General features: G+C 67.2%; 20 protein-coding genes. 15 read left to right on the plus strand and 5 right to left on the minus strand.

Annotated elements, in window-relative coordinates; all coding sequences use genetic code 11:
* Positions 1 to 12 precede the first annotated feature (12 nt).
* Positions 13 to 312 (minus strand): hypothetical protein, encoded by a 300-nt coding sequence (locus tag UA75_RS33190; protein ID WP_157434311.1) that lies wholly within the window; start codon positions 310 to 312, stop codon positions 13 to 15.
* 549 nt (positions 313 to 861) lie between these two features.
* Here UA75_RS33190 and UA75_RS33195 point away from each other — a divergent pair.
* The 3 genes from UA75_RS33195 to UA75_RS20290 all read left to right on the plus strand — a co-directional run bounded on the left by UA75_RS33195 (position 862) and on the right by UA75_RS20290 (position 2,175).
* Positions 862 to 1,428 carry a hypothetical protein gene (locus tag UA75_RS33195; protein ID WP_157434312.1) on the plus strand — a complete coding sequence of 189 codons (567 nt, stop codon included), beginning with the start codon at positions 862 to 864 and terminating at the stop codon, positions 1,426 to 1,428.
* On the plus strand, positions 1,418 to 1,762 hold the full coding sequence (locus tag UA75_RS20285; protein WP_075741601.1) for a hypothetical protein: 345 nt from the start codon (positions 1,418 to 1,420) through the stop codon (positions 1,760 to 1,762). The genes UA75_RS33195 and UA75_RS20285 overlap by 11 nt, the downstream gene beginning before the upstream one ends.
* Before the next feature lie 71 nt (positions 1,763 to 1,833).
* On the plus strand, positions 1,834 to 2,175 hold the full coding sequence (locus UA75_RS20290) for a hypothetical protein (protein WP_157442284.1): 342 nt from the start codon (positions 1,834 to 1,836) through the stop codon (positions 2,173 to 2,175).
* 1,708 nt (positions 2,176 to 3,883) lie between these two features.
* Here UA75_RS20290 and UA75_RS20295 read toward each other — a convergent pair.
* Positions 3,884 to 4,072, minus strand: coding sequence for a DUF397 domain-containing protein (locus UA75_RS20295; RefSeq protein WP_075741603.1), 189 nt, complete (start codon positions 4,070 to 4,072; stop codon positions 3,884 to 3,886).
* On the minus strand, positions 4,069 to 4,881 hold the full coding sequence (locus UA75_RS33200) for a DUF5753 domain-containing protein (RefSeq protein WP_257787623.1): 813 nt from the start codon (positions 4,879 to 4,881) through the stop codon (positions 4,069 to 4,071). The genes UA75_RS20295 and UA75_RS33200 overlap by 4 nt, the downstream gene beginning before the upstream one ends.
* A gap of 270 nt (positions 4,882 to 5,151) precedes the next feature.
* On the opposite strand from UA75_RS33200, the gene UA75_RS34040 reads away from it, so the two are divergent.
* From UA75_RS34040 to UA75_RS20315, 6 genes are all read left to right on the plus strand, one after another.
* Complete coding sequence (locus tag UA75_RS34040; protein WP_157442286.1) at positions 5,152 to 5,316, plus strand: hypothetical protein; 165 nt, start codon at positions 5,152 to 5,154, stop codon at positions 5,314 to 5,316.
* Positions 5,313 to 5,726: a hypothetical protein gene (locus tag UA75_RS20300; protein ID WP_075741604.1), complete on the plus strand. Its 414-nt coding sequence runs from the start codon at positions 5,313 to 5,315 to the stop codon at positions 5,724 to 5,726. The genes UA75_RS34040 and UA75_RS20300 overlap by 4 nt, the downstream gene beginning before the upstream one ends.
* Positions 5,723 to 5,971, plus strand: coding sequence for a hypothetical protein (locus UA75_RS20305; RefSeq protein ID WP_075741605.1), 249 nt, complete (start codon positions 5,723 to 5,725; stop codon positions 5,969 to 5,971). Before UA75_RS20300 ends, UA75_RS20305 begins: the two co-directional genes overlap by 4 nt.
* Before the next feature lie 298 nt (positions 5,972 to 6,269).
* Positions 6,270 to 6,599 (plus strand): hypothetical protein, encoded by a 330-nt coding sequence (locus UA75_RS20310; RefSeq protein WP_157434316.1) that lies wholly within the window; start codon positions 6,270 to 6,272, stop codon positions 6,597 to 6,599.
* Between the two features lie 126 nt (positions 6,600 to 6,725).
* Positions 6,726 to 6,905 (plus strand): hypothetical protein, encoded by a 180-nt coding sequence (locus UA75_RS33210; RefSeq protein WP_157434317.1) that lies wholly within the window; start codon positions 6,726 to 6,728, stop codon positions 6,903 to 6,905.
* A 302-nt stretch (positions 6,906 to 7,207) separates the two neighbouring features.
* Positions 7,208 to 7,729, plus strand: coding sequence for an RNA polymerase sigma factor (locus tag UA75_RS20315; RefSeq protein WP_075741607.1), 522 nt, complete (start codon positions 7,208 to 7,210; stop codon positions 7,727 to 7,729).
* A 364-nt stretch (positions 7,730 to 8,093) separates the two neighbouring features.
* Here UA75_RS20315 and UA75_RS20320 read toward each other — a convergent pair whose 3' ends face one another.
* Positions 8,094 to 8,444, minus strand: coding sequence for an ArsR/SmtB family transcription factor (locus tag UA75_RS20320; protein ID WP_075741608.1), 351 nt, complete (start codon positions 8,442 to 8,444; stop codon positions 8,094 to 8,096).
* Between the two features lie 50 nt (positions 8,445 to 8,494).
* Between UA75_RS20320 and UA75_RS20325 the strand changes: the two genes are divergently transcribed.
* Positions 8,495 to 9,856 carry an MFS transporter gene (locus UA75_RS20325; RefSeq protein ID WP_075741609.1) on the plus strand — a complete coding sequence of 454 codons (1,362 nt, stop codon included), beginning with the start codon at positions 8,495 to 8,497 and terminating at the stop codon, positions 9,854 to 9,856.
* Between the two features lie 30 nt (positions 9,857 to 9,886).
* Here UA75_RS20325 and UA75_RS20330 read toward each other — a convergent pair whose 3' ends face one another.
* Positions 9,887 to 13,027, minus strand: coding sequence for an FAD-binding and (Fe-S)-binding domain-containing protein (locus UA75_RS20330; RefSeq protein ID WP_083690799.1), 3,141 nt, complete (start codon positions 13,025 to 13,027; stop codon positions 9,887 to 9,889).
* A 594-nt stretch (positions 13,028 to 13,621) separates the two neighbouring features.
* Between UA75_RS20330 and tgmA the strand changes: the two genes are divergently transcribed.
* The 5 genes from tgmA to UA75_RS20355 all read left to right on the plus strand — a co-directional run bounded on the left by tgmA (position 13,622) and on the right by UA75_RS20355 (position 19,009).
* Positions 13,622 to 13,957, plus strand: coding sequence for a putative ATP-grasp-modified RiPP (tgmA, locus tag UA75_RS20335; protein WP_075741610.1), 336 nt, complete (start codon positions 13,622 to 13,624; stop codon positions 13,955 to 13,957).
* Positions 13,954 to 14,916 carry an ATP-grasp ribosomal peptide maturase gene (gene tgmB, locus UA75_RS20340; protein WP_075741611.1) on the plus strand — a complete coding sequence of 321 codons (963 nt, stop codon included), beginning with the start codon at positions 13,954 to 13,956 and terminating at the stop codon, positions 14,914 to 14,916. Before tgmA ends, tgmB begins: the two co-directional genes overlap by 4 nt.
* Positions 14,913 to 16,064 carry a methyltransferase domain-containing protein gene (locus UA75_RS20345; protein WP_075741612.1) on the plus strand — a complete coding sequence of 384 codons (1,152 nt, stop codon included), beginning with the start codon at positions 14,913 to 14,915 and terminating at the stop codon, positions 16,062 to 16,064. Before tgmB ends, UA75_RS20345 begins: the two co-directional genes overlap by 4 nt.
* A gap of 325 nt (positions 16,065 to 16,389) precedes the next feature.
* Positions 16,390 to 17,880: a family 43 glycosylhydrolase gene (locus UA75_RS20350; RefSeq protein WP_075744013.1), complete on the plus strand. Its 1,491-nt coding sequence runs from the start codon at positions 16,390 to 16,392 to the stop codon at positions 17,878 to 17,880.
* A gap of 343 nt (positions 17,881 to 18,223) precedes the next feature.
* Positions 18,224 to 19,009, plus strand: coding sequence for a DeoR/GlpR family DNA-binding transcription regulator (locus UA75_RS20355; RefSeq protein WP_075741613.1), 786 nt, complete (start codon positions 18,224 to 18,226; stop codon positions 19,007 to 19,009).
* Positions 19,010 to 19,291: the final 282 nt, after the last annotated feature.

Here is a 19,291-nt window from a genome sequence, read left to right on the forward strand (position 1 = left end):
GATGAGCCCTGGTCAGAACACGCGGGTGCCCTGCGGGATACTGCCGTCGGCCTGATAGTCGACACTGGCAACCCTCGGACACTCCCGACTCATCCGAGCGGCCAACTCCTTGCCGCGATCCACCCATGCCTGCGCTTCCTCACGGGACGGGAACTCCGACCCCATGGGGTCGGCTGCGTTGTAGATGGCTTGGAACTTGGCGGAGTTCTGATTCTGCAGTGCGAGGTGCCGAATAGGGAAGCTGCACGGACTGTTGAAGACTTCGTGCTGAGTGCGGTGCGGGGAGTTTCGAGCGGTTGCACGGCGCAGCACTTCCCGCAGGGGTATAGATGGTTCGTCAACCCAGTTAAGCTAGCAGACACTTCCAGATTCTGCCATTGGGGCAAATGGCCTAAACCTCTACTCCATGCGACAGATAATCAACGTGACTCCCGTCACTATTCCCTCTTGTCACCCATATGGCTGTCGAGCTCATCGTCGCTGAAGATATTGTCTCAATAGACCCTGGATGCGGCGCCGAAGCAAGCAAGTCGCCGTATCGTCATATATCAATCCGACGAGGAGAGACATTGGAACCGAGAATTCGTTCAACCATCGGCAGGACCATTACCATCCTGACACTGCTCCTTGCCTCACTGCTTGGTTTAGGGATCACCAGCGCGTCAGCCAGCCCCCAGCCAACGGTTCTGGGATCTCAGCCGACCCCTGTCATCACAGAATCCACAGCCACAGTCCAGGCTGAATACGCAACGGATGAATCCGATTTAGTAGTACCCTTAAGGACACTACACTCCATCTGGCCATCGATTGAGGCCTGCGCAACGCACGGGGCTGTTGGTGAGGCAAACGGGGGTTGAGTCGATGAACGGTGCTCAGGGCTTCATCAATACTTACTGTATCGGCATTGCCGGATACGGACTCGGTGACTCGATGGCACTAGACGCCGAAGATGCGATCACGCCTGGTGCGGCTGAGCGTCTCGCACACGACGACATCGACAGGGAATCCTTCTCCGATGAAGAATGGATAGCCAGGGTACGTCGAAGCTATCCCGATGTGGACCCATCCGCCGTGGTGCGAATCAGTCGCGACCGTGATGGCCGACCTGTCCGATTGGAAGACAAGACTGATCGAGAGGGCGTCGGTCACATACTGGGAAAGTCGCGGATCGGCGACTTTGAAGCGATGGGAGTACCTGCCGAGCGGGTCGTCGATCTGATCTTCGCTGCGCTCGCCTATGGAAAAATCGTCGGGTATGTCGCTACCGATCGGCCCGTGTATGAGTTGGAATTCGATGGTCGAATCCATAGGGTGGCTATCACGGTGATTAACGGTGCTATCGTGGGAGCCAACCCGGTTCCCGTGAGGCGAAAGATTCGCCCGAACCGGTATCGTTTCGACTCGCCAAGGAGGCGACATGGCCGTTGATGTGTCCATCGTAGTCGGGTGGGAAGAGGACTTTCTTTTCTACGACAGTGGAGTGGAGGACGAAGCCTACTGTCACCCTTTGGACGAGGCGCGGGATTTCCTAGGGATCAGTGGTGACCTGCTGCGAGAGCTGGAAACTTGGGATGCGACGTTTCAATCCATCCTGGACCGTACGGACCTGGATGCTTCGGGATTCTCCACTCCAGAAGCCGAGCACGCCTGGTTTGAGCGAGGAAAGGAGCTGGCTGCCCGGATGAAACGAGAGTGCCCGAGCGTTGCGAGCGTCGATTACCAGGCAGACGGCAGTATTCCGGCGGGCACGTGTGTTTTCTGAACGTGTCCATAGCTCAATCGGCCGGGCAAGAATCCGGAGCTGTGATCGGTCAGTCGGGATCGACTCTGTGGTTGAGGGATAAGTTTACCCGAGTCGGTGCAATGGTTCGAGGGAAAATTGATCGTGATGGGGTGCTCTCTTCAAGGAAGGCGTTCATGGGTCAGGGAGGCGAACCTGTGAACCTCGCCATCCTTACGGGGTACACGATGCCGCCGATGTACTTCGACGCCAGGGATGGTGAGTACTACAATCGAACCGTCGATGAGGCGGCTGATTTTTTCGGCCTCAGTAGGGAGCTGGCCCGAGAGCTTAATGATTGGAATAGGGAGTACCAGAAAACCTTCAATATCGATGTTCCGCAGGATTCAAAATTCGAATCCGAAGAATTGTTTGTCGACTGCATGTTCTTCTGACCTCCCGGCGGCCACCTTGGACCTCGGGCCGTAGCGCGGTCGGTGGTTCCCGGGAGCCGAAGGATTTGCCGGAACCGCTATCGTTTCGACTTGCTGGGGAGGCGACATGGCAGTTGATGTTTCTATCGTAGTCGGGTGGGAAGAGGATTTCCTCTTCTATGACAGCGGTGTGGAGGGCGAATCGTACTGTCATCCGTTGGAGGAGGCGCGGGAATTCCTGGGAATCAGTGGTGACCTGGTGGCGAGAGCTGGCAGCGTGGGACTCGATGGTTCAGGACATTCTCCGACCGTACGGACGTGCGTGCCTCGGGGTTTTCCACTCCGGAGGCCGAACGCATCTGGTTCGAGCGCGGGAAGGAACCGGCTGCCCGGATGAAGCGAGAGTGTTCGAGCATTGCGAGCGTCGATTATCAGGCGGACGGCAGCATTTCGGTTGGCACGTGTGTTCTCTGAAACAGATCCAGATTTCACGGCTGAAATGCCCCCTATCCTGCCGGCTGGGCTGCTGCTCTCTAGGACTTACTGAAGTCTTCCGGACCCGGCTTGGATATTACTGAGGCTTCTGAGTCATGCTCGATGGAAAACGGATGCGGTCGAACAGTGTCCAGCGGTCATATATGACGCTATCTGTTATGCTTAATGCAACGTATGGAAGTGAAACTGGCGGCGTTGTGAATTCCGTGACAGTGCAGGGCGGAGTCTGGTGGGTTTTCCGGGAATCTCCCTGCGGGGTCGCAGCCATTGCTATCGTTACGGCAGGGGCTGCTTCCTGGATTTTTCCGGAGAAATCTTTCGTTTTAAGCGTGGCGTCCAAGGAGGATGCTAGTGTCTTCCTCAGGTTGGTTATCGCTAAGGGGTCTTTCAGGATTGCCGCCACCGATCGTGTCGTATGTCGCAATTCTTTGAATTGAACAATCGGGTGCTCCGTGTAGTTTTCCGATATTACGAATCGGACCGTGTCCATGATTCTGATAAGATTGTGATGGCAAAGTCCGGAATTGTCTGATATCTCAAGTAGGGGAAGGTGCAAGTGGGCGGGATCGAATAAATCCAGGTCAGCTGAGTTTCGAATATCGTGAAGGTGCTTCGCTATTGAAGGATAAAAATTTTCACTGTCCGATAGCGGAAAATGGAGGATGTAAGAACGACTTGTCATGTGTTACCTCGGTGGGTCGATGGTGGTAGTCGGCGCAGCTTCCATGATACACGCCTTGGTGGCAGAGGTGATCTCCTGCCACCAAGGCGACGATGCTCAATCGCAGCAGGGCGAGGCTTATCTCGCCTCAATCGGGTCCAAGATGTAGAGGCCGACGGACGTTCCCCAGGAGACACATTCCCAGCGATCCCAGACTCCCGAGTCGCACGTCCTCAGCAGCGTCGGCCGCGCACTGACGGGCAGCCGCCACTTGAGGCCAGACCGACGTTCTGGTCACGGCATCGAAAATCTCGGCTCCATCGGAAAGCGCCACTATCGCCCGCGCTGCCGCTGCCCGCGCCTCGTCCAGTTTTGCATTGGCGATCCTGAGGCGCTCGACCACATCGGTCACTGACAAGATCCACCTCCTCACCCTCCGTGCTCGATCCATGATGGCACAGCGCCATCCGGCCTAGACCACGGAGCGCGATCACGGACCCGGCGTCCCGACCGCAGAAGAGCCGGGACACCTGGTGCGTGCTCGGAACACACACCACGATAGGGGCGACCAGCTCAGCCGAGTCGATCTTCCTTCACTCGGCCCAGGAACGCATTGAACGCCGTCCGCCCGACGACGAGCGTGCCGCCGTCGCGGTTCTTGGTGTCCCGGATGCCGACTAAGCCGGGGGCAGCACCGATCTCGACGCAGCCGCCCTGCCCGCCGCTGGCCGTCGCCTTCCGCCATCCGGTGAACATGGTCATCCCGCCTGCCTCTCGTGCTGCTGTTGGTGGTGTGCGATGACCTCTGCGGACTTGTCCGAAGGCAGCGCCACATCGTGAAGACTAGCTAGTACAGGCCCGTAGGGGTCGGTGTCCCTAGGCTTGTCGAGGTAGGTTCCAGTAGCGAAGTGCTCCAGATAGACGACTGGGTCTGCATCGGGAAACGAGAAATGGCTGAAACTCGACACCATGCTGACGTAGGGACCTGCGGAGACTGGAATCACCCGAATCGTGACTCTCGGACGGGTCTCAGAAAGTCGACGAAGTTGAGCCGCCATCACATCGGGTGAACCCACTGGCCGTTGCAGTGCCGATTCATCCATGAAGGCCGTGTAAGCGGGCACGTCCGACGTCGAAGAACCGAGTACGCCCTGCCGGGCCAACCGAGCCTCGACAAGCTCTTCCACATCGTATCGACCGGGGCCCGATGATTCGACCATGGCTCGGGCGTAGTCGCGGGTCTGGAGCAAACCAGGGACCACCCGAGACAGCTCGGTGATCGCTGTGGCCTCACGCTCGTACCCGATCAGCGTCGAAAGCTGATCTGGTAGATCTGTTCCGGGAGTGAACGGTGAAGCGCCCAGATCTCGCGCCCGCTCGACCAAGCGCTCGCGTTCGGCATGCGGCAGTCCAATCGCGACAGCGGCCGCTGAGACCACATCCGGCGTGATCAGGAGTTCTCCGCGCTCCAGCGTCAGGACCCACGGCGCACTCCGGTCGAGTCTCCGACCGAGTTCTCGGTGGACAGACCCGCAGCCTTCCTCGCCGAGCGAAGCGCATTGCCCAGCGATCGGGCACCCGGCGTGCGAAGTCGTCCGCTGCGTGGTCTAGCCATGACCAGAGCATAACCACAGCTCGATCACTCGATTGGCGGATGTTGCTTGTTAGGCCTAACACTGCACCCTACCGTTAGGCCTAACACTATCCCGCCATCTGAGGAGGTCACTGTGGACCACCCGTTGATCATTGCTGGGGCCGCGCTCTGCGCAGGAGGCGTGGCGCTCCATCGCTGGTGCAACCGCACCTGGACGAACCGCCGCCGCCCGCCCTCTCGCCGTCGCATGGCCGAGATGCAGGCCATCACCGCCGAGGCGATCCGGCAGGCCGCCGACTCGACACCGTCCACTTCGGCCCCGGCCCGGCGCGCGCCCGTCCCCTATCGGCCGGCGCCGCCCTGCCCGCCGCTGATCGGCACGCTTCCTCGGCATCTGCGGGTCTCGCCGTGAACGCGGCGGACTCCGTGTCGGCGGAGTGGCTCAGTTACCTCGGGCGGCACGTCGTCGCGCTGTCCATCGAGGTCGCCGGGGAACGGATCGCGGTGGTGGGCGGCCGTACCGGCTCCGCCGAGGCGGTACGGGTCGAGTCGGCCAGGACCGACATGACGGATCTGCTCGACACGCTGGGGCGGGGCCGGTTCCTGGAGGTGCCCGCCATACAGGACGGCGAACCGCGCCGGATGCGGCTGGAGCGGCAGGCCACGGGCATCGAACTCGCCGTGCTGCGGCTCCGGGGCGTCGACCTGGTGGCCCGGTGGTGGATCGCCTCGGCCGACGTGCCGACGCTGATCGCGGCGCTGCGCCGGGCATTCACCGAGCTGGACACGCGGGAGGCCTTGGCCGGAATGGAGGCGTCATGACCGAGCCGCGCTCGCCGTCGGGCCCGTGGTTCGTCCGGTCGGTCTCCGTCGGCGACACCCACCTGTGCAGCGCGGCGAACCTGCCCGCGCCGCAGGTCGCGCCTCGCTGCGCCCCCGACGCCGTCTTCCACCCGCTGAACCGGCGGCCCTTGGAGTCCTGCTTCTTCGACTGGCAGACCTGTCCCGACTGCCTCGCCCCCGTGCACCACCCCCGCGCCATCCGGTCGCTGGTGGTGACCCGGTGATCGGCGGCAGGCGACGCCCGTGGCTGCGGCTGGTGTCGGGCCGTGCCCCGCGACTGCGGGTGGTCGCGCAGGCACCTCGCCTTCGTGTCATCGGGACGGCATCGAGTCCGACCCGGACGTCGTCACCGCTTCGGACGTCGGCGCCGCCGATGCAGTGGTGGCCGATCGGCGCCGTGCGCCACCTGCACGCCGCGCGGGTCCGGCCGTATCTCGGCCGTCCATTGTGGCCGGTCGGCGGCAAGTCATGACGGCCTCCTGCGTCGCGGGCGTGCCCGCACGGGCGGCATCCGGACAACCGATGACGCTGGTCCTGGTCGCCGACCGGGCGAGCCGCTCGGTGTCGTTGGCCTGTCAGGGTCGCGGATTCGCCGCGCTGAGCGCCCGATCGACGGGCCTGCTGCTGAGCACGGTGACCACCGAACGCCCGGCGGCGGCCATCGAGTTCGGCGTGGTCGGCCGGTCGCTGCGCACCTGCGTGCTGCGGGTGAGGGTCCTCGGCCCGCAGGCCACCGTGACCCTCACCGCCGATCGCCTCGTCCTGCACCGCCTCACCGTGGTGCCCCGCAGCGCCCTCGCCACCGCTGCCGCCCGCGCCGTCGCCCACCTGACCGGACCCGACATCCGCTGACGACCTCGCGTCCGTCACCTCGGAGTGCTGCCCGCGCCGTCGCAACGCTGTCGATCGCGGTGTCGCACCGCACGACCGCCCCGTGTTCCACCCCGCAACCCGACACGTCGCCGCTGGAGACCCGCCATGTTGAAACCCTGGATGAAGAAGCGCCCGGACGAGACCGAACAAGAAGCCTTCAATCGCCGATCACGAACCTGCTATTTCTGCCCGCGAGAAGACAAGACCGTCGCGGAAAGTCTCGAACACGAGAAGGAACACGAGACGCCCCGCAATCAGAAGACGGATCACCACCCGGAAGCCTGATCTGCTCGACAGCAGCACCTACCGGTCATTCCGCACCGAATCCGCACCGTCATCAACCCCAGTGGACACCCGGCGGCCGCTCGGCTGCGGGATCACGCTGCCCGCACCCGCCGCCGGGCCACCGGAACCTTTTCATTCCCCGACACCTCAGGACATCCGCATGTCGTATCGACATCAGGTTCCGCGACCCGACCTCGACGACCGAGAACCCGACCCGGCCCACGGCAGCGCCGCCGCACCGGGGCGGCTGCCGATCCCGCAGCACGCTGGCCGCGACCGCCCCGACGCCGAGAGGAGCATCGATGTCCCGATGCGATGACGCGACGACCCTCGGCGCGGAGATCATGACGCACTGGCCCACCATGCTGCGGACGGCCAGAAGCCTGGTCGCCGACACCGCCACCGCCGAGGACCTGGCCGCCGAGGCGGTGGCCCGCACCCTGCGGCGCTGCCTGAACGAGGGGCCGCCCATCCGCCACCTGCGGGCCTACCTCTGCACGGTGGTCCGCGCCATCGGCATCGATCACCACCGCCGCGAACAGCACATCACCTGGGTGGCGGAATTGAGCGACGCGACGCATCCGCGTGCGGTCGCCGCAGACACCTCCCTGCTCGATCGCGTCGTCCGGGACGAGGAGTACGCGAATCTCGCCCGCGCATTCCACGGCCTGCTGCCAGGTTGGCAGGACGTCCTGCACCGCGTCCACGTCGAAGGACACCGGCCCAAGGAGGTGGCGACCGATCTCGGCCTGACACCCACCTCCGTCTCGGCGCGCGCTTGGCGAGCGCGCCGGGCGCTGCGCGAGGGCTATCTCTCGGGTTGACGGCGGTAGACGGCACGCGGCTGAGGCCGGGGTCCGGGGTCACGTGCGTGGCGGGCGGCGCAACGGGCTCGGCGCTGCGAGACAGCGACTCGGCGGGGTCAGGCACCGCCGACTCGTGATTCGAATCCGGCGAAAACTCGAAGCTGCGGTAGCTGCCCGCGCACGCGGCTCGGCCGGGAAGCAGTCGAATCAGGCGGAGATTCGACCCGGACACCGGACCCGAGACGGCGTTCTCCGCCGACCGGACGCACAACGACAGTACGGCCGAGCAGTAGGGGCACTTCGATCACGCCCTGCGACGAGGTGGACAGCCGTCGACCCACCAGGCAGGGCCGCTGCCGTCGACAACCGGTTTCACGCCACCTCAATCGTGATCCGGCAGGCCGTGAAGATGGTGGTCCGCCGCGTTGGCCGCCTCGGCCAACAACCGTCCAACATGGCCGCCTCGGGCCTGGTAGAGGACACGGCGGCCTTCTCGCCGATGGGTGACCAGGCCCGCGAGCCGGAGCTTCGCCAGGTGTTGGGACACCGCAGGACGCGCGGCGTCGACCAGGCCCGCGAGGCTCGCGACGTCGAACTCACCGCCGCAGAGCAGCCAGAGCAGCCGCATCCGGGTCGGATCGGACAACATGCTGAAGGCGGTGACCGCGACGTCGACGTGGTCGGGCGAGGGAAGCCGGTCCCACTGCCCCGTAGAGTTCTCATGTGCGTACACAAGCACCTATAGTGCCGCACGGGTACTCGAGACGGGGGAAGTGGTGCGGCATGACGTCGTTGTTCGCGCAGCGGGACTACCGACATCTGTTCGGCGCGCAGCTCGTGGCGCTCTTCGGCACCGGCCTGACGACGGTGGCGCTGGGACTGCTGGCCTACGAACTCGCCGGGGCCGATGCGGCCGCCGTCCTGGGCACGGCTCTGGCGATCAAGATGATCGCCTACGTGGTGGTCGCCCCCGTCGCGGGCGCCTATGCCGGGCGGCTGCCTCGGCGGGGAATGCTCGTGACGCTGGACGTCGTCCGGGCCTCGGTGGTCCTGGTCCTGCCGTTCGTGGATCAGGTGTGGCAGATCTATGTGCTGATCGTGGTGTTGCAGTCCGCTTCGGCCGCGTTCACCCCGACGTTCCAGGCGGTGCTGCCCGACATCCTGCCCGACAAACGCGACTACACCCGTGCCCTGTCCGCCTCACAGCTCGCCTCCACGATGGAGAGCCTGCTCAGCCCGCTACTGGCCGCCGCGCTACTCGGCCTGCTGAGCTTCCACTGGCTGTTCACCGGCACCTCGATCGGCTTCCTGCTCTCGGCGCTCCTGGTCGTGACCGCCCGCATCCCCCGCGCGGCACGCAGCGGCCGGGGCGGGGTGTGGCGTCGGACCTTCGCAGGCATGCGCATCTACGCGGCCACGCCGAGACTGCGCGGCCTGCTGGGCCTCAACCTGACCGTCGCCGCCGTCGGTGCAATCGTCATGGTGCACACCGTCAACTACGTCCAGGACGCCCTCGCACGCCCGCAGGCCGACGTGGCGTGGCTGCTGGCCGCCAACGGAACCGGCACCATCCTGGTCGCGCTGCTGCTGCCTCGGGTGCTGGCGCGACTCGGGGAACGCACGGTGATGCTCGCAGGCGGCGGAGTCCTGCTGTCCGGGGTCGCGTGCGCGATCGCGCTGCCCTATGACGGAGGCGGCGCCGGACGCTGGGCGGCGACGCTGGGCGTGTGGGCGATCATCGGCGTCGGCACCGCGCTGGTCCTCACCCCGGTCGGCCGCGTGCTGCGGCGGTCCAGCCGTCCCGAGGACCGACCGGCGGTCTTCGCCGCGCAGTTCTCCCTCTCGCACGCCTGCTGGCTGATCTCCTACCCGTTGGCGGGCTGGCTGGTCGCCGACGCGGGCTTCACCGCGACGTGGGCCGTGCTGGCGGGACCCGCGCTCGCGGGCTTCGGCATCGCGCTGCGGTGCTGGCCACGGCACGATCCCGAGCTGCTCGAACACGTCCACACCAGCGCAACCGCCGATCCTGACCACCTCACCGACGCCGTCGAGACGTCGACCGGCACCCACCGCCACGCCCATGCCTTCGTCATCGACGAGGACCATCCCCGCTGGCCGACGCCCGTCCTGCCGGGCAGGCCCTGATCCTGACGCCCACGCGCGGCACGCGGTCGTTCACTCCCCCGGATCATCGGCTCCGCGCGCGAGCAGTTGGGCCAGGTGGACGCCGCGCACCCCGGCGAGCTGCTCGGCCTGGGTCCGGCAGGAGAACCCGTCCGCCAGGAACACGGTGTCCTCGGCGCGCTCGCGCAGCGCGGGCAGCAGGGCGTTCTCGGCGACCGCCACCGACACGTCGTAATGCCCGCGTTCCATGCCGAAGTTCCCGGCCAGCCCGCAGCAGCCCGCGAGCCTCGTGGTCTGGGCGCCCGCCTTCGCCAGCAGGGCCAGATCCGTCTCATAGCCGTAGACCGCGTGCTGGTGGCAGTGCGGCTGCGCGAGGACGGTGACGCCGGTCAGGTCCGGCGGCTGCCACGGCTGCCCGCCCGCCGATCGGTGGGTGAGCAGCTCGGCAAGGCTGATCGCGGCCTCGGCGACCTGCCGGGCGCGCGGGTCGGTGGGGAGCAGCTCGACGAGGTCCGATCGCAGCACGGCCAGGCAGGACGGCTCCAGCCCGACGATCGGGACGCCCTGGGCCGCATAGGGACCGAACACCGACAGCAGCTCCCGCAGTCGGCGCCGGGCGCCGGTCAGCTGGCCGGTGCTGATCCAGGTGAGCCCGCAGCAGGCCTGCCGCGCGGGCACGATCACCCGATAGCCCGCGCTGCCGAGGACCTCGACGGCCGCCTTCGCCGCCTCGGGGCTGAATCCGTCGGTGAAGGAGTCGGCCCACAACACCACCGGCGGCCGGGCGTCGTGCTCGGTCGAGTCGACCGATCCCCGGCGGCCGCCCTGCCGACGCTGCTCGCCGCGCGACTCGACCGACTCGCGTGCCGAAGCGGACCGGACGGGGCTCGATTCGACCGGGCCCGATTCGACAGAACTCGGTTCGCCAGAACGGGATTCGCCAGGGCCGCCTTCCCTGGTGCGCGATTCGGCAAGGCCTGCCCCGGCAGGACCAGACCCGACAGCCGAGCCGGGCGCACCGCCCGAATTCGCCGCCCCGGCCGCCGTCGAGCCCGCCGCCGCACCGAACCGCAGGGCATCCCCGGCCTTCCGCCGCCACCACCGAGTGAACGGCATGGCGGCGAATCGGGGAACCCGCCGACGGCCGTCGACACCGGCCAGCGCCAGCAGCGGGCGCCGCAGCGGCCTCGCCTGGAACACCGCATTCGCCAGCGCGGGGCCGATCCGACCCAGCCTGCGCAGCAACGACATCCAGAGTGGCAGCCTGCCGAGGCTGTAGTGACTGATCGGCCGCAGCCGCCCGGCATACCTGCGGTGCAGCACCTCGGCCTTGTACTGGGCCATGTCCACCCCGGCCGGGCAGTCGCTCGCGCAGGCCTTGCACGACAGACAGAGGTCCAGCGACTCGTGGACCTCCGGCGCGGCCCAGCCGCCGGTGACGAGCGAGCCGTTCGCCAGGTCCTGCAAGACCCTGGCCCGGCCGCGCGTGGAGTCCTTCTCGTCCCGGGTGGCCAGGAACGACGGGCACATGAACCCGCCCGCCGCGCCGTTGTCCGCCCGACACTTGCCCACCCCGACGCAGCGGTGCACGGCGCGGGTCAGGTCGCCGTCGTCGTGGGTGAAGGCGAAGCCGTCGGCGGCGAGCAGCGGCATCGCCCGGGGCCGACGCAGGTCGGCGTCGAGCGCACGGGGTCGGACGAGCACGCCCGGATTGAGGACGTCCTCGGGGTCGAGCAACCCCTTGAACGCGGCGAAGGCGTCGATGGCGCGCTCGGAGTACATCAGCGGCAGCAGCTCGCCTCGGGCCCGGCCGTCCCCGTGCTCGCCGGAGAACGACCCGCCATGCGCTGCGACGAGCCGGGCCGCGTCGGTGACGAAGGCACGCAGCACCGCACCGTCCCGTTCCAACGGCAGGCCGATCCGTACGTGCACGCAGCCGTCGCCGAAATGCCCGTAGGGCAGGCCCTCGACGCCGTAGGAGTCCATCAAGGACTCGAACTCGCGCAGGTAGGCGCCGAGCCGCGCCGGCGGCACTGCCGAGTCCTCCCAGCCGGGCCAGGCCTGCTTACCGTTCGGGGTCCGGCCCGCCAGCCCCGCGCCGTCCTCCCTGATCCGCCACATCGCCGTCGCCTGTGCCCCGGAGGGCAGCACGACGGCGTCCACCGCGTCGGCATCGGCGAGCAGCGCGCGGGCCGAGGCCTCGGCGGCGGCGTGGTCCGCGCCGCCGACCTCGACCATCAGCCAGCCGCCGCCGCGCGGGAGTTCGGGCACGTAGGCCTCGCCCCGGTGTCGACGCACGACGTCGACCAGTCGCGCGTCCAGCCCCTCCACGGCCAGCGGCCGATGGGCGAGCAGACGCGGCACGGCGTCGGCCGCGTCGGGCATGGTCGGATAGCCGAGGACGAGCAGGATGCGGGCCGGGGCGATCGGAACCAGGTCGACGGTGGCGGCCAGGGTGAGGGTGACGGTGCCCTCGGTGCCGACGAGCGCCTTGGCCAGGCTGTGTCCGCGTTCGGGGAGCAGATGTTCCAGCGAATAACCCGAGACCTGGCGGGGGAAGCGACCCAGTTCGGTCCGCAGCACGTCCAGTCGGGCACCGACCAGCCCGCGCAGGCCGGGGACCACGTCGAGGTCGTCGGCGGCGGTGAAGTGTCGCCCCGCTCCGTCGACGACGTCCAGCGAGCGCACGTTGTCGGCCGTGCGCCCATAGGCCACCGCGTGCGGGCCGCAGGCGTTGTTGCCGATCATGCCCGCCAGGGTGGCGCGGGTGTGGGTGGAGGGGTCGGGGCCGAACCGCAGGCCGTGCGGGGCGGCGGCCCGTTGGAGATCGGCCAGGACGAGACCGGGCTGCACGGTCGCGGTCCTGGCGTCCGGGTCGAGCGAGAGGACCCGCCCGAGGTGGCGGGAGAAGTCGAGCACGATGCCGGGACCGATCGCGTTGCCCGCGATCGAGGTGCCGCCGCCGCGCGGGGTCAGCGGCACGCCCTCGGCCCTGGCGATCTCCAGTGTGGCGAGCACGTCGTCGACCTCGGCCGGGAACACGACGACCTCGGGGACGACCCGGTAGTTGGAGGCGTCGGTGGAGTACTCGGCGCGACGACGGCTGCCGTCGTCGACCTCGCACGTCACCGCGCGACGCAGTCGGGCCGCGAGGTCGGTCGCCCGGGTCCGATCCTGTCGGGCCTCGCTCACCGGCCCGCCCTGCCGGCCAGCGCAACGCGACGGGGGCGAGCAACTCGCGCGGCCCCGGGCAGCTCGTCATGGCTGAACATGTTCTCCAGACAGTAGTCCAGGTCCACGGGCGCTGCCGAGATGCGCGAGGACGGAACCGGCGCCGGGGCTGCCGCCGTCGGCGCGAAGGCATCCACCGTTCGAGGGCCGCCACAGCCGTCTGCTCCTCCTCTCCTGGATCAAGCTCGACGACCGATCACGCCTCGAAGGCCGCACCCCTGCGGGCAGCGCTGGGAGGCTTGGGACAGCTCTGCTCATCGTCTTTCCAGGATTACCGGCAGCTTTCGCGCGAGCACCACGCGGTTCGGCGACGTCGATCCGAGCCGCTCGCCGCGTGAATGACCATGCCCGCGAGTTCCGCAGCGGGGGTCGAGACAGCCCGTGCCGAACGGGGGAAATCCCCGGCCGTCGGCTGCCGTTCGGGCGGTACGAACGGCCGGGGCGAGGCGTTGAAGTCCTGTCCTGACCCTACTACGCTCAACACTGAGCGTGTCTGATCGAACACGAAGGGCGTTCGATGCCGAACGATGGTGAAGGTGATGGACAATGAAAACGATGCGTTTCTATGACGACCCACTCGCCCCGGTGAGCGCGCAGTTTCCGCTGACCAGGCCAGGATTAGCGGCGGTGGACAACCCGGAGGCAGCATCCGGACCGGCCACGCGGCCGTTCGGACTGAGGCACATCCGTGCCATGCCGGAACAGGTGGTTCCGGCATACGCATACAGCCACGAACAGCAAGTGTCGGTGGCCGACGACGGCAGCGAAATCCCGATGGTCACACTGTCACCGAACATGGAGTGGTCGTCCATCAGCGACAACGACGGCGACGAGGGTCCATCCGAGGACTGGGGAAACGACTTCGCTCCGGACTACCCGGTGCAGGTATGACGGTCCTCATCTTCGCTCAAGACTTCGACCGAAGCGCGGATCAGGTTGTGCTCAAACTCAATGAGCGCGAGGTTCCGGTATTGCGGATTGACACCAGTTGGTTCCCGCAACAGCTCACCATGGACGCCGAGTTTGACGGCGGCCGATGGGTGGGGGAACTTCGGACTCCACACCGGTCGATAGCACTGGAATCGCTGCGGTCGGCGTGGTATCGGAGCCCTACGGCGTTCGAGTTCCCGGCGGGCTTGAGCCGGGCCGAGCGCGAACATGCCAACCGGGAAGCGAAACTGGGATTGGGGGGTGTGCTCTCCTCCCTGCCGTTGTGCTGGGTCAACCACCCAAACCGGGCGGCTGATGCGGTGTACAAGCCGTTGCAACTTGCGGTAGCCGCCCGATGTGGACTCACCGTATCGCGCACGTTGATCTCCAACGATCCCCACGCCGTTCGTAGATTCGCCAGGGACAGCAGGACCGGAGTCGTCAACAAGGCATTGGGCACTAGCCGAGTTTTGGAAGAGGGTGTTCGGAAGATCGGATTCACTCGTCGGCTGACCGACGAGGATTTCTCCGACCTTCGCGGAATCGATGTGACCCTTCACCAGATGCAGGATTGGGTGGAGAAAGACCATGAAGCACGTGTAGTGGTCATCGGTGACACGATGAACGCCGTCGGTATCTACGCGGGCAGCGAGGCCAGTCATACCGATTGGCGGTCCGACCACGATGCGCTGACCTACAAGGTTCTCGACCTGCCGCCAGGAGTGAGAAGAGGACTCCAGGCGTTCATGGCCGAGTTTCGCATCACGTATTCCGCGTTCGATTTCGTCATCACGCCGTCCGGGCAATGGGTTCTGCTGGAGTCCAACCCCGGCGGGCAGTACGGGTGGTTGGAGGCCCGGACTGGTGTTCCGCTCACGGACACGCTGGTGGACCTTCTCATGCACGGTGTGCCGACGTGATCGAGGAATGGCAGACCCGCGCGGAGAGGTTGGCCGACAAGCTGGCCGCAGACGGCGACCTGCACTACGACGAGTGGCGGGCGGCCGTCTGTGCGGTGCCGAGGCACGAACTGGTCCCCCGGTACTACGAACAGGAAGGCCCGACATATCGACTGGTCACGCCCGACGACGATGCATCGCGCCGGGCGTGGCTCGACCTGGTGTACTCAGACACCACGTTGACTACCGCCGTCGTGGCCGACTCGTTCGGCCGTCAGGTTCCGGTGTCGTCCAGCACGAAACCGGACCTCATGGTGCGGATGCTGGAAGCGCTGGACGTGCACGATGGACACACGGTGTTGGAAGTCGGCACCGGCACCGGATACAACGCGGCCTTGCTGTCCCACCGGCTAGGGGCGGATCGGGTGTTCTCGATCGACCTTCGCCCTGAACTGGTGGACGCAGCGGCCGACCGGCTCGCCACGATCGGCTATCGGCCCGTGCTCCGCGCCGTAGACGGAAGCGGCGGCCTAGCCGAGCACGCACCGTATGACCGGATCATGGCCACGTGTTCGGTGGCCGCCATTCCCGGCGCGTGGATCGAACAGGCCGTACCTGGTGGTCTCATCCTGGTGGACGTGGAAGGGCAGCTGAGCGCGGGCAACCTCGTTCTCCTTCGCCGGGGCGACGAGCTGATGGCGGAAGGAAGATTCCTCGACTGGTACGGGCGGTTCATGCCGCTACGGCACGACGCGACAGGTGTCGGACAGCCGTGGCCCACGGTGGACCGGTCCGGCGGCGACGAACGCACCACGGCCGTGAATCCTGCGGAGTTGGACGGCGAGTTCCGTTTCCTGGCTCAGTTCCGGCTGCCTGCGGGCACGCGACACACCCTCACGGTGGACGACGGCGCGCCGACCGCAACGTGCCTGACCCACCGTGACGGCTCCTGGTGTTCGGTGGACCGCACAGGCAGCGAGTCGGGACGGTATCGGGTGCATCACGCCGGATCGCGTGATCTGTGGGCCGATGTGGAACACGCACACGACGAATGGGCGACGATGGGTGCCCCCGCGTGGCACCGGTTCGGGCTCACGGCCACGCCGACCACCCAGCGGGTGTGGCTGGACAGTCCGGACAGCGAACACACGTGGAACCTGACGATCTGACCGGGACCGCTGCGACACGGCCGGTAGTCATCGCATTCGGCGTCTCGGTCGCCTGTTCGATCAACTCGACGACAATCGTGAACAGAATTGTCGATTGATTCGACTGCACCGCCGAGAACGGGGCTGATTGGGTTCTTGTCCGGCTGCCGGTAATTCGCTATGAATAGTCTTTCACGGATCACTCTTCGGCTCGCGCTGAATCGCGCGGTCGGCCGACGGCGATCCACCCCGCCAGCATCGTGAGAAGGCACCACTGTCGTTTTGTGTTCCTCGGCGGGAACGACAGCCGGATCGACAGCCCGTGCAGCGTCGCAGGGAGAAGACCGTGACATCACTCAGGAACCTTCCGAGAGGACGACGGCGGGCCGCGATCCTCCTCGCCGCCACGCTCCTGGCAGGCAGCACCACCTCGACCTTGCCGCCTGCCGCGACGGCGGCCGTCGTCGATCCGGCCGCGTCCTACGTCCTGGTCAACCGCCACAGCGGCAAGGCACTGGACGTCTACGACCTGGCCACCGGCGACGGCGCCCGCATCGCGCAGTACACCCGCAACGACGGGGCCTGGCAGCAGTGGCAGTTCGTAGACTCCGGCGGCGGCTGGTACCGGCTGAAGTCGCGCCACAGCGACAAGGTCGTGGAGTTCACCTCCACCGCCGACGCGGTGGACCTGGTGCAGTACACCGACGCGAATCGGGCGAGTCAGCAGTTCCGATTGGCCGACTCCCCCGACGGGTTCGTGCGGCTCGTCAACCGGGCCAGCGGCAAGGCCGCCGACGTGTGGGAATGGTCCGCCGAGGACGGCGCGCGCGTGGTGCAGTGGCCCGACACCGGCGGCGCGAATCAGCAGTGGCAGCTGGTCAGCGTGGGAGCGACCCCACCCGGCACGGTCAGCAACCCGATCAAGCGCAACGGCCCGGACCCCTGGTTGCAGTACCACGACGGCTACTACTACCTGGCCACCACGACCTGGAACTCCACCATCACCATGCGCCGGTCGCGCACGCTCGCCGGGCTGTCGAGCGCCGCCGACCAGGTGGTGTTCAACCTGGCGGGCCGTCCCGACGGCTGCTGCAACATGTGGGCGCCGGAGTTCCATCTGATCGACGGCCGTTGGTACCTGTACTACGTGGCCGGGCAGGACGTCGAGGACTTCAACCCCACCCAACGCCTGCACGTCCTGGAGAGCGCAGGCTCCGATCCCCTCGGGCCCTATACCTTCAAGGCCGACCTCGGGAACACCTGGGAACTCGATCCCAGCATCCTTCGGCACGGCGGCAGGCTGTACCTGATGGGCAGCGCGACCGACGGTACGCAGAGCCTGACCATCACCCCGCTGAGCAACCCGTGGACGATCAGCGGCGCCCGGCGCACCATCTCGCAGCCCACGCTGTCCTGGGAACGGCAGACCCATCCGGTCAACGAGGGCGCGGAACCGCTGTACCACGACGGCCGCACCATGATCGTCTACTCCGCCAGCGCCTGCTGGGGTCCGGACTACAAGCTCGGGCTGCTCACCCTCACCGGTTCCGACCCGCTCAACCGGTCGCACTGGACGAAGTCGCCGAACCCGGTGTTCCAACGACACGACGGCAACGGCGTGTTCGCCCCCGGCCACAACGGATTCTTCACCTCGCCCGACGGGACCGAGGACTGGATCGTCTACCACGCCAACGACTCCGCGAGCGGCGGTTGCGACATGAACCGCTCCACCCGCGCGCAGCGGTTCACCTGGAACGCCGACGGCACCCCGAAATTCGGCGTCCCCGTGCGGCTGGGCACGACGCTGCCCGCGCCGTCGGGCGAGCCGACCTCCTGATTCGCCCCTCCGACTCGGGCGGCCTGCGGGCACGTGCACCGCAGGCCGCCTGCCGCAGACCAGAGCTGTTCTTCGGCCCGGGCTTCGACGTCCTCGACACCCACGCCGGGACGCACTGCCTGTACGACCGGAGCTTCGTCGACGGCCGGCTCGCCACCGAGACCGACCGGCGCGACGCCGCCTTCCGCATTCGGGCACTGATCGAGCACCCCCGACAGGACCGGCACACCTCGCCACGGCGGCGCCGCCCGCCGGTCCCGCTCTCCTCGGAGTGCCCCCGCCGGGTCTCGGCCGCGCGGTACATTGCCGGGACTGACGCGGGTGCGGCGAGGGGTGGACGCTGGTGGATCGGCACGAGCGGCTGAACGCGCTGCTGGACATGGTGGGACAGCGCGACAAGATCGACGTGGACGCCACGGCCGCCGAACTCGACGTCTCCCCCGCGACGGTGCGGCGCGACCTGCACCATCTCGCCGAACGCCGCCTGCTCACCAGGACGCGCGGCGGCGCGGTGGCCAGCAACGTCGCCTACGACCTTCCCTTACGCCACAAGGCCGCCCGCAATGCGCCGCAGAAGCAGCGCATCGCCGCCGCGGCGGCCGACCTCGTCGAGCGCGGCATGGTGGCCGGTCTCAACGGCGGCACCACGATCACCGAGGTGGGCCGGGCCATCGCCACCCGACAGGATCTCGCCGACCGCAGCGACTCCCCTGCGTTGACCGTGGTCACCAACGCACTCAACATCGCGGGCGAACTCGTCGTCCGGCACAACATCAAGACCGTGGTCACCGGCGGCGTCGCCCGCCAGCAGTCCTTCGAGCTGACCGGTCCGCTGGCCGTCCCGATCCTGGAGGAGATCACCCTGGACCTGGTGCTGCTCGGTGTGGACGCCGTCGACCCGGTCCGGGGCGCCTACGCCCATCACGAGGGCGAGGCCAGCATCAATCGACTGATGGTCTCCCGCGCGCGGCATGTCGCGGTGGTCGCCGACAGCTCCAAGCTCGGCGGCTACGCCTTCGCCAGGATCTGCGCGACCGGTGAGGTGCACACCCTGGTCACCGACGCCGAGGCCGACCAGTCCGTGCTCGACGCCTTCGAGGCGGAGGGGCTGCGGGTCATCACCGCCTGAGGCCGCGCGTCCGGCTCGGCGATCCCCACGGCGCGCGGAGCCGCCGCGCGTCGATGCGAGTCCGCTCGGGCCCGGCGGGAGTCGGCTCGGCGGCCAGGGTGATCGATGCAGGACGATGGCGGCGGGCTGCGGGCGGTGGCGCATCGAGGAGCGCGCCCGCCTCCCCGGACTCCCCTACCGAACCGCTCGCCCGGCCCATGGGGCTCGACCGGTCCACAGCGGACCGACGACGTCGGGTCGTGGTGCGGAGACAGCGCGACTCGGCTCAGCGTGCGCCGCCGT

The sequence above is a fragment of the Actinoalloteichus sp. GBA129-24 genome, from assembly GCF_001941645.1.
GTDB lineage: Bacteria > Actinomycetota > Actinomycetes > Mycobacteriales > Pseudonocardiaceae > Actinoalloteichus_A > Actinoalloteichus_A fjordicus.

What these genes read in the sequence shown, in the direction of transcription:
- UA75_RS33195 (WP_157434312.1), top strand. Translation starts at nt 862, where the DNA reads ATGAACGGTGCTCAGGGCTTCATCAATACTTACTGTATCGGCATTGCC.
- UA75_RS20285 (WP_075741601.1), top strand. Translation starts at nt 1,418, where the DNA reads ATGGCCGTTGATGTGTCCATCGTAGTCGGGTGGGAAGAGGACTTTCTT.
- UA75_RS20295 (WP_075741603.1), bottom strand. Translation starts at nt 4,072, where the DNA reads ATGACCATGTTCACCGGATGGCGGAAGGCGACGGCCAGCGGCGGGCAG.
- UA75_RS34040 (WP_157442286.1), top strand. Translation starts at nt 5,152, where the DNA reads ATGGCCGAGATGCAGGCCATCACCGCCGAGGCGATCCGGCAGGCCGCC.
- UA75_RS20305 (WP_075741605.1), top strand. Translation starts at nt 5,723, where the DNA reads ATGACCGAGCCGCGCTCGCCGTCGGGCCCGTGGTTCGTCCGGTCGGTC.
- UA75_RS20310 (WP_157434316.1), top strand. Translation starts at nt 6,270, where the DNA reads ATGACGCTGGTCCTGGTCGCCGACCGGGCGAGCCGCTCGGTGTCGTTG.
- UA75_RS33210 (WP_157434317.1), top strand. Translation starts at nt 6,726, where the DNA reads ATGTTGAAACCCTGGATGAAGAAGCGCCCGGACGAGACCGAACAAGAA.
- UA75_RS20315 (WP_075741607.1), top strand. Translation starts at nt 7,208, where the DNA reads ATGTCCCGATGCGATGACGCGACGACCCTCGGCGCGGAGATCATGACG.
- UA75_RS20325 (WP_075741609.1), top strand. Translation starts at nt 8,495, where the DNA reads ATGACGTCGTTGTTCGCGCAGCGGGACTACCGACATCTGTTCGGCGCG.
- tgmA (WP_075741610.1), top strand. Translation starts at nt 13,622, where the DNA reads ATGCGTTTCTATGACGACCCACTCGCCCCGGTGAGCGCGCAGTTTCCG.
- tgmB (WP_075741611.1), top strand. Translation starts at nt 13,954, where the DNA reads ATGACGGTCCTCATCTTCGCTCAAGACTTCGACCGAAGCGCGGATCAG.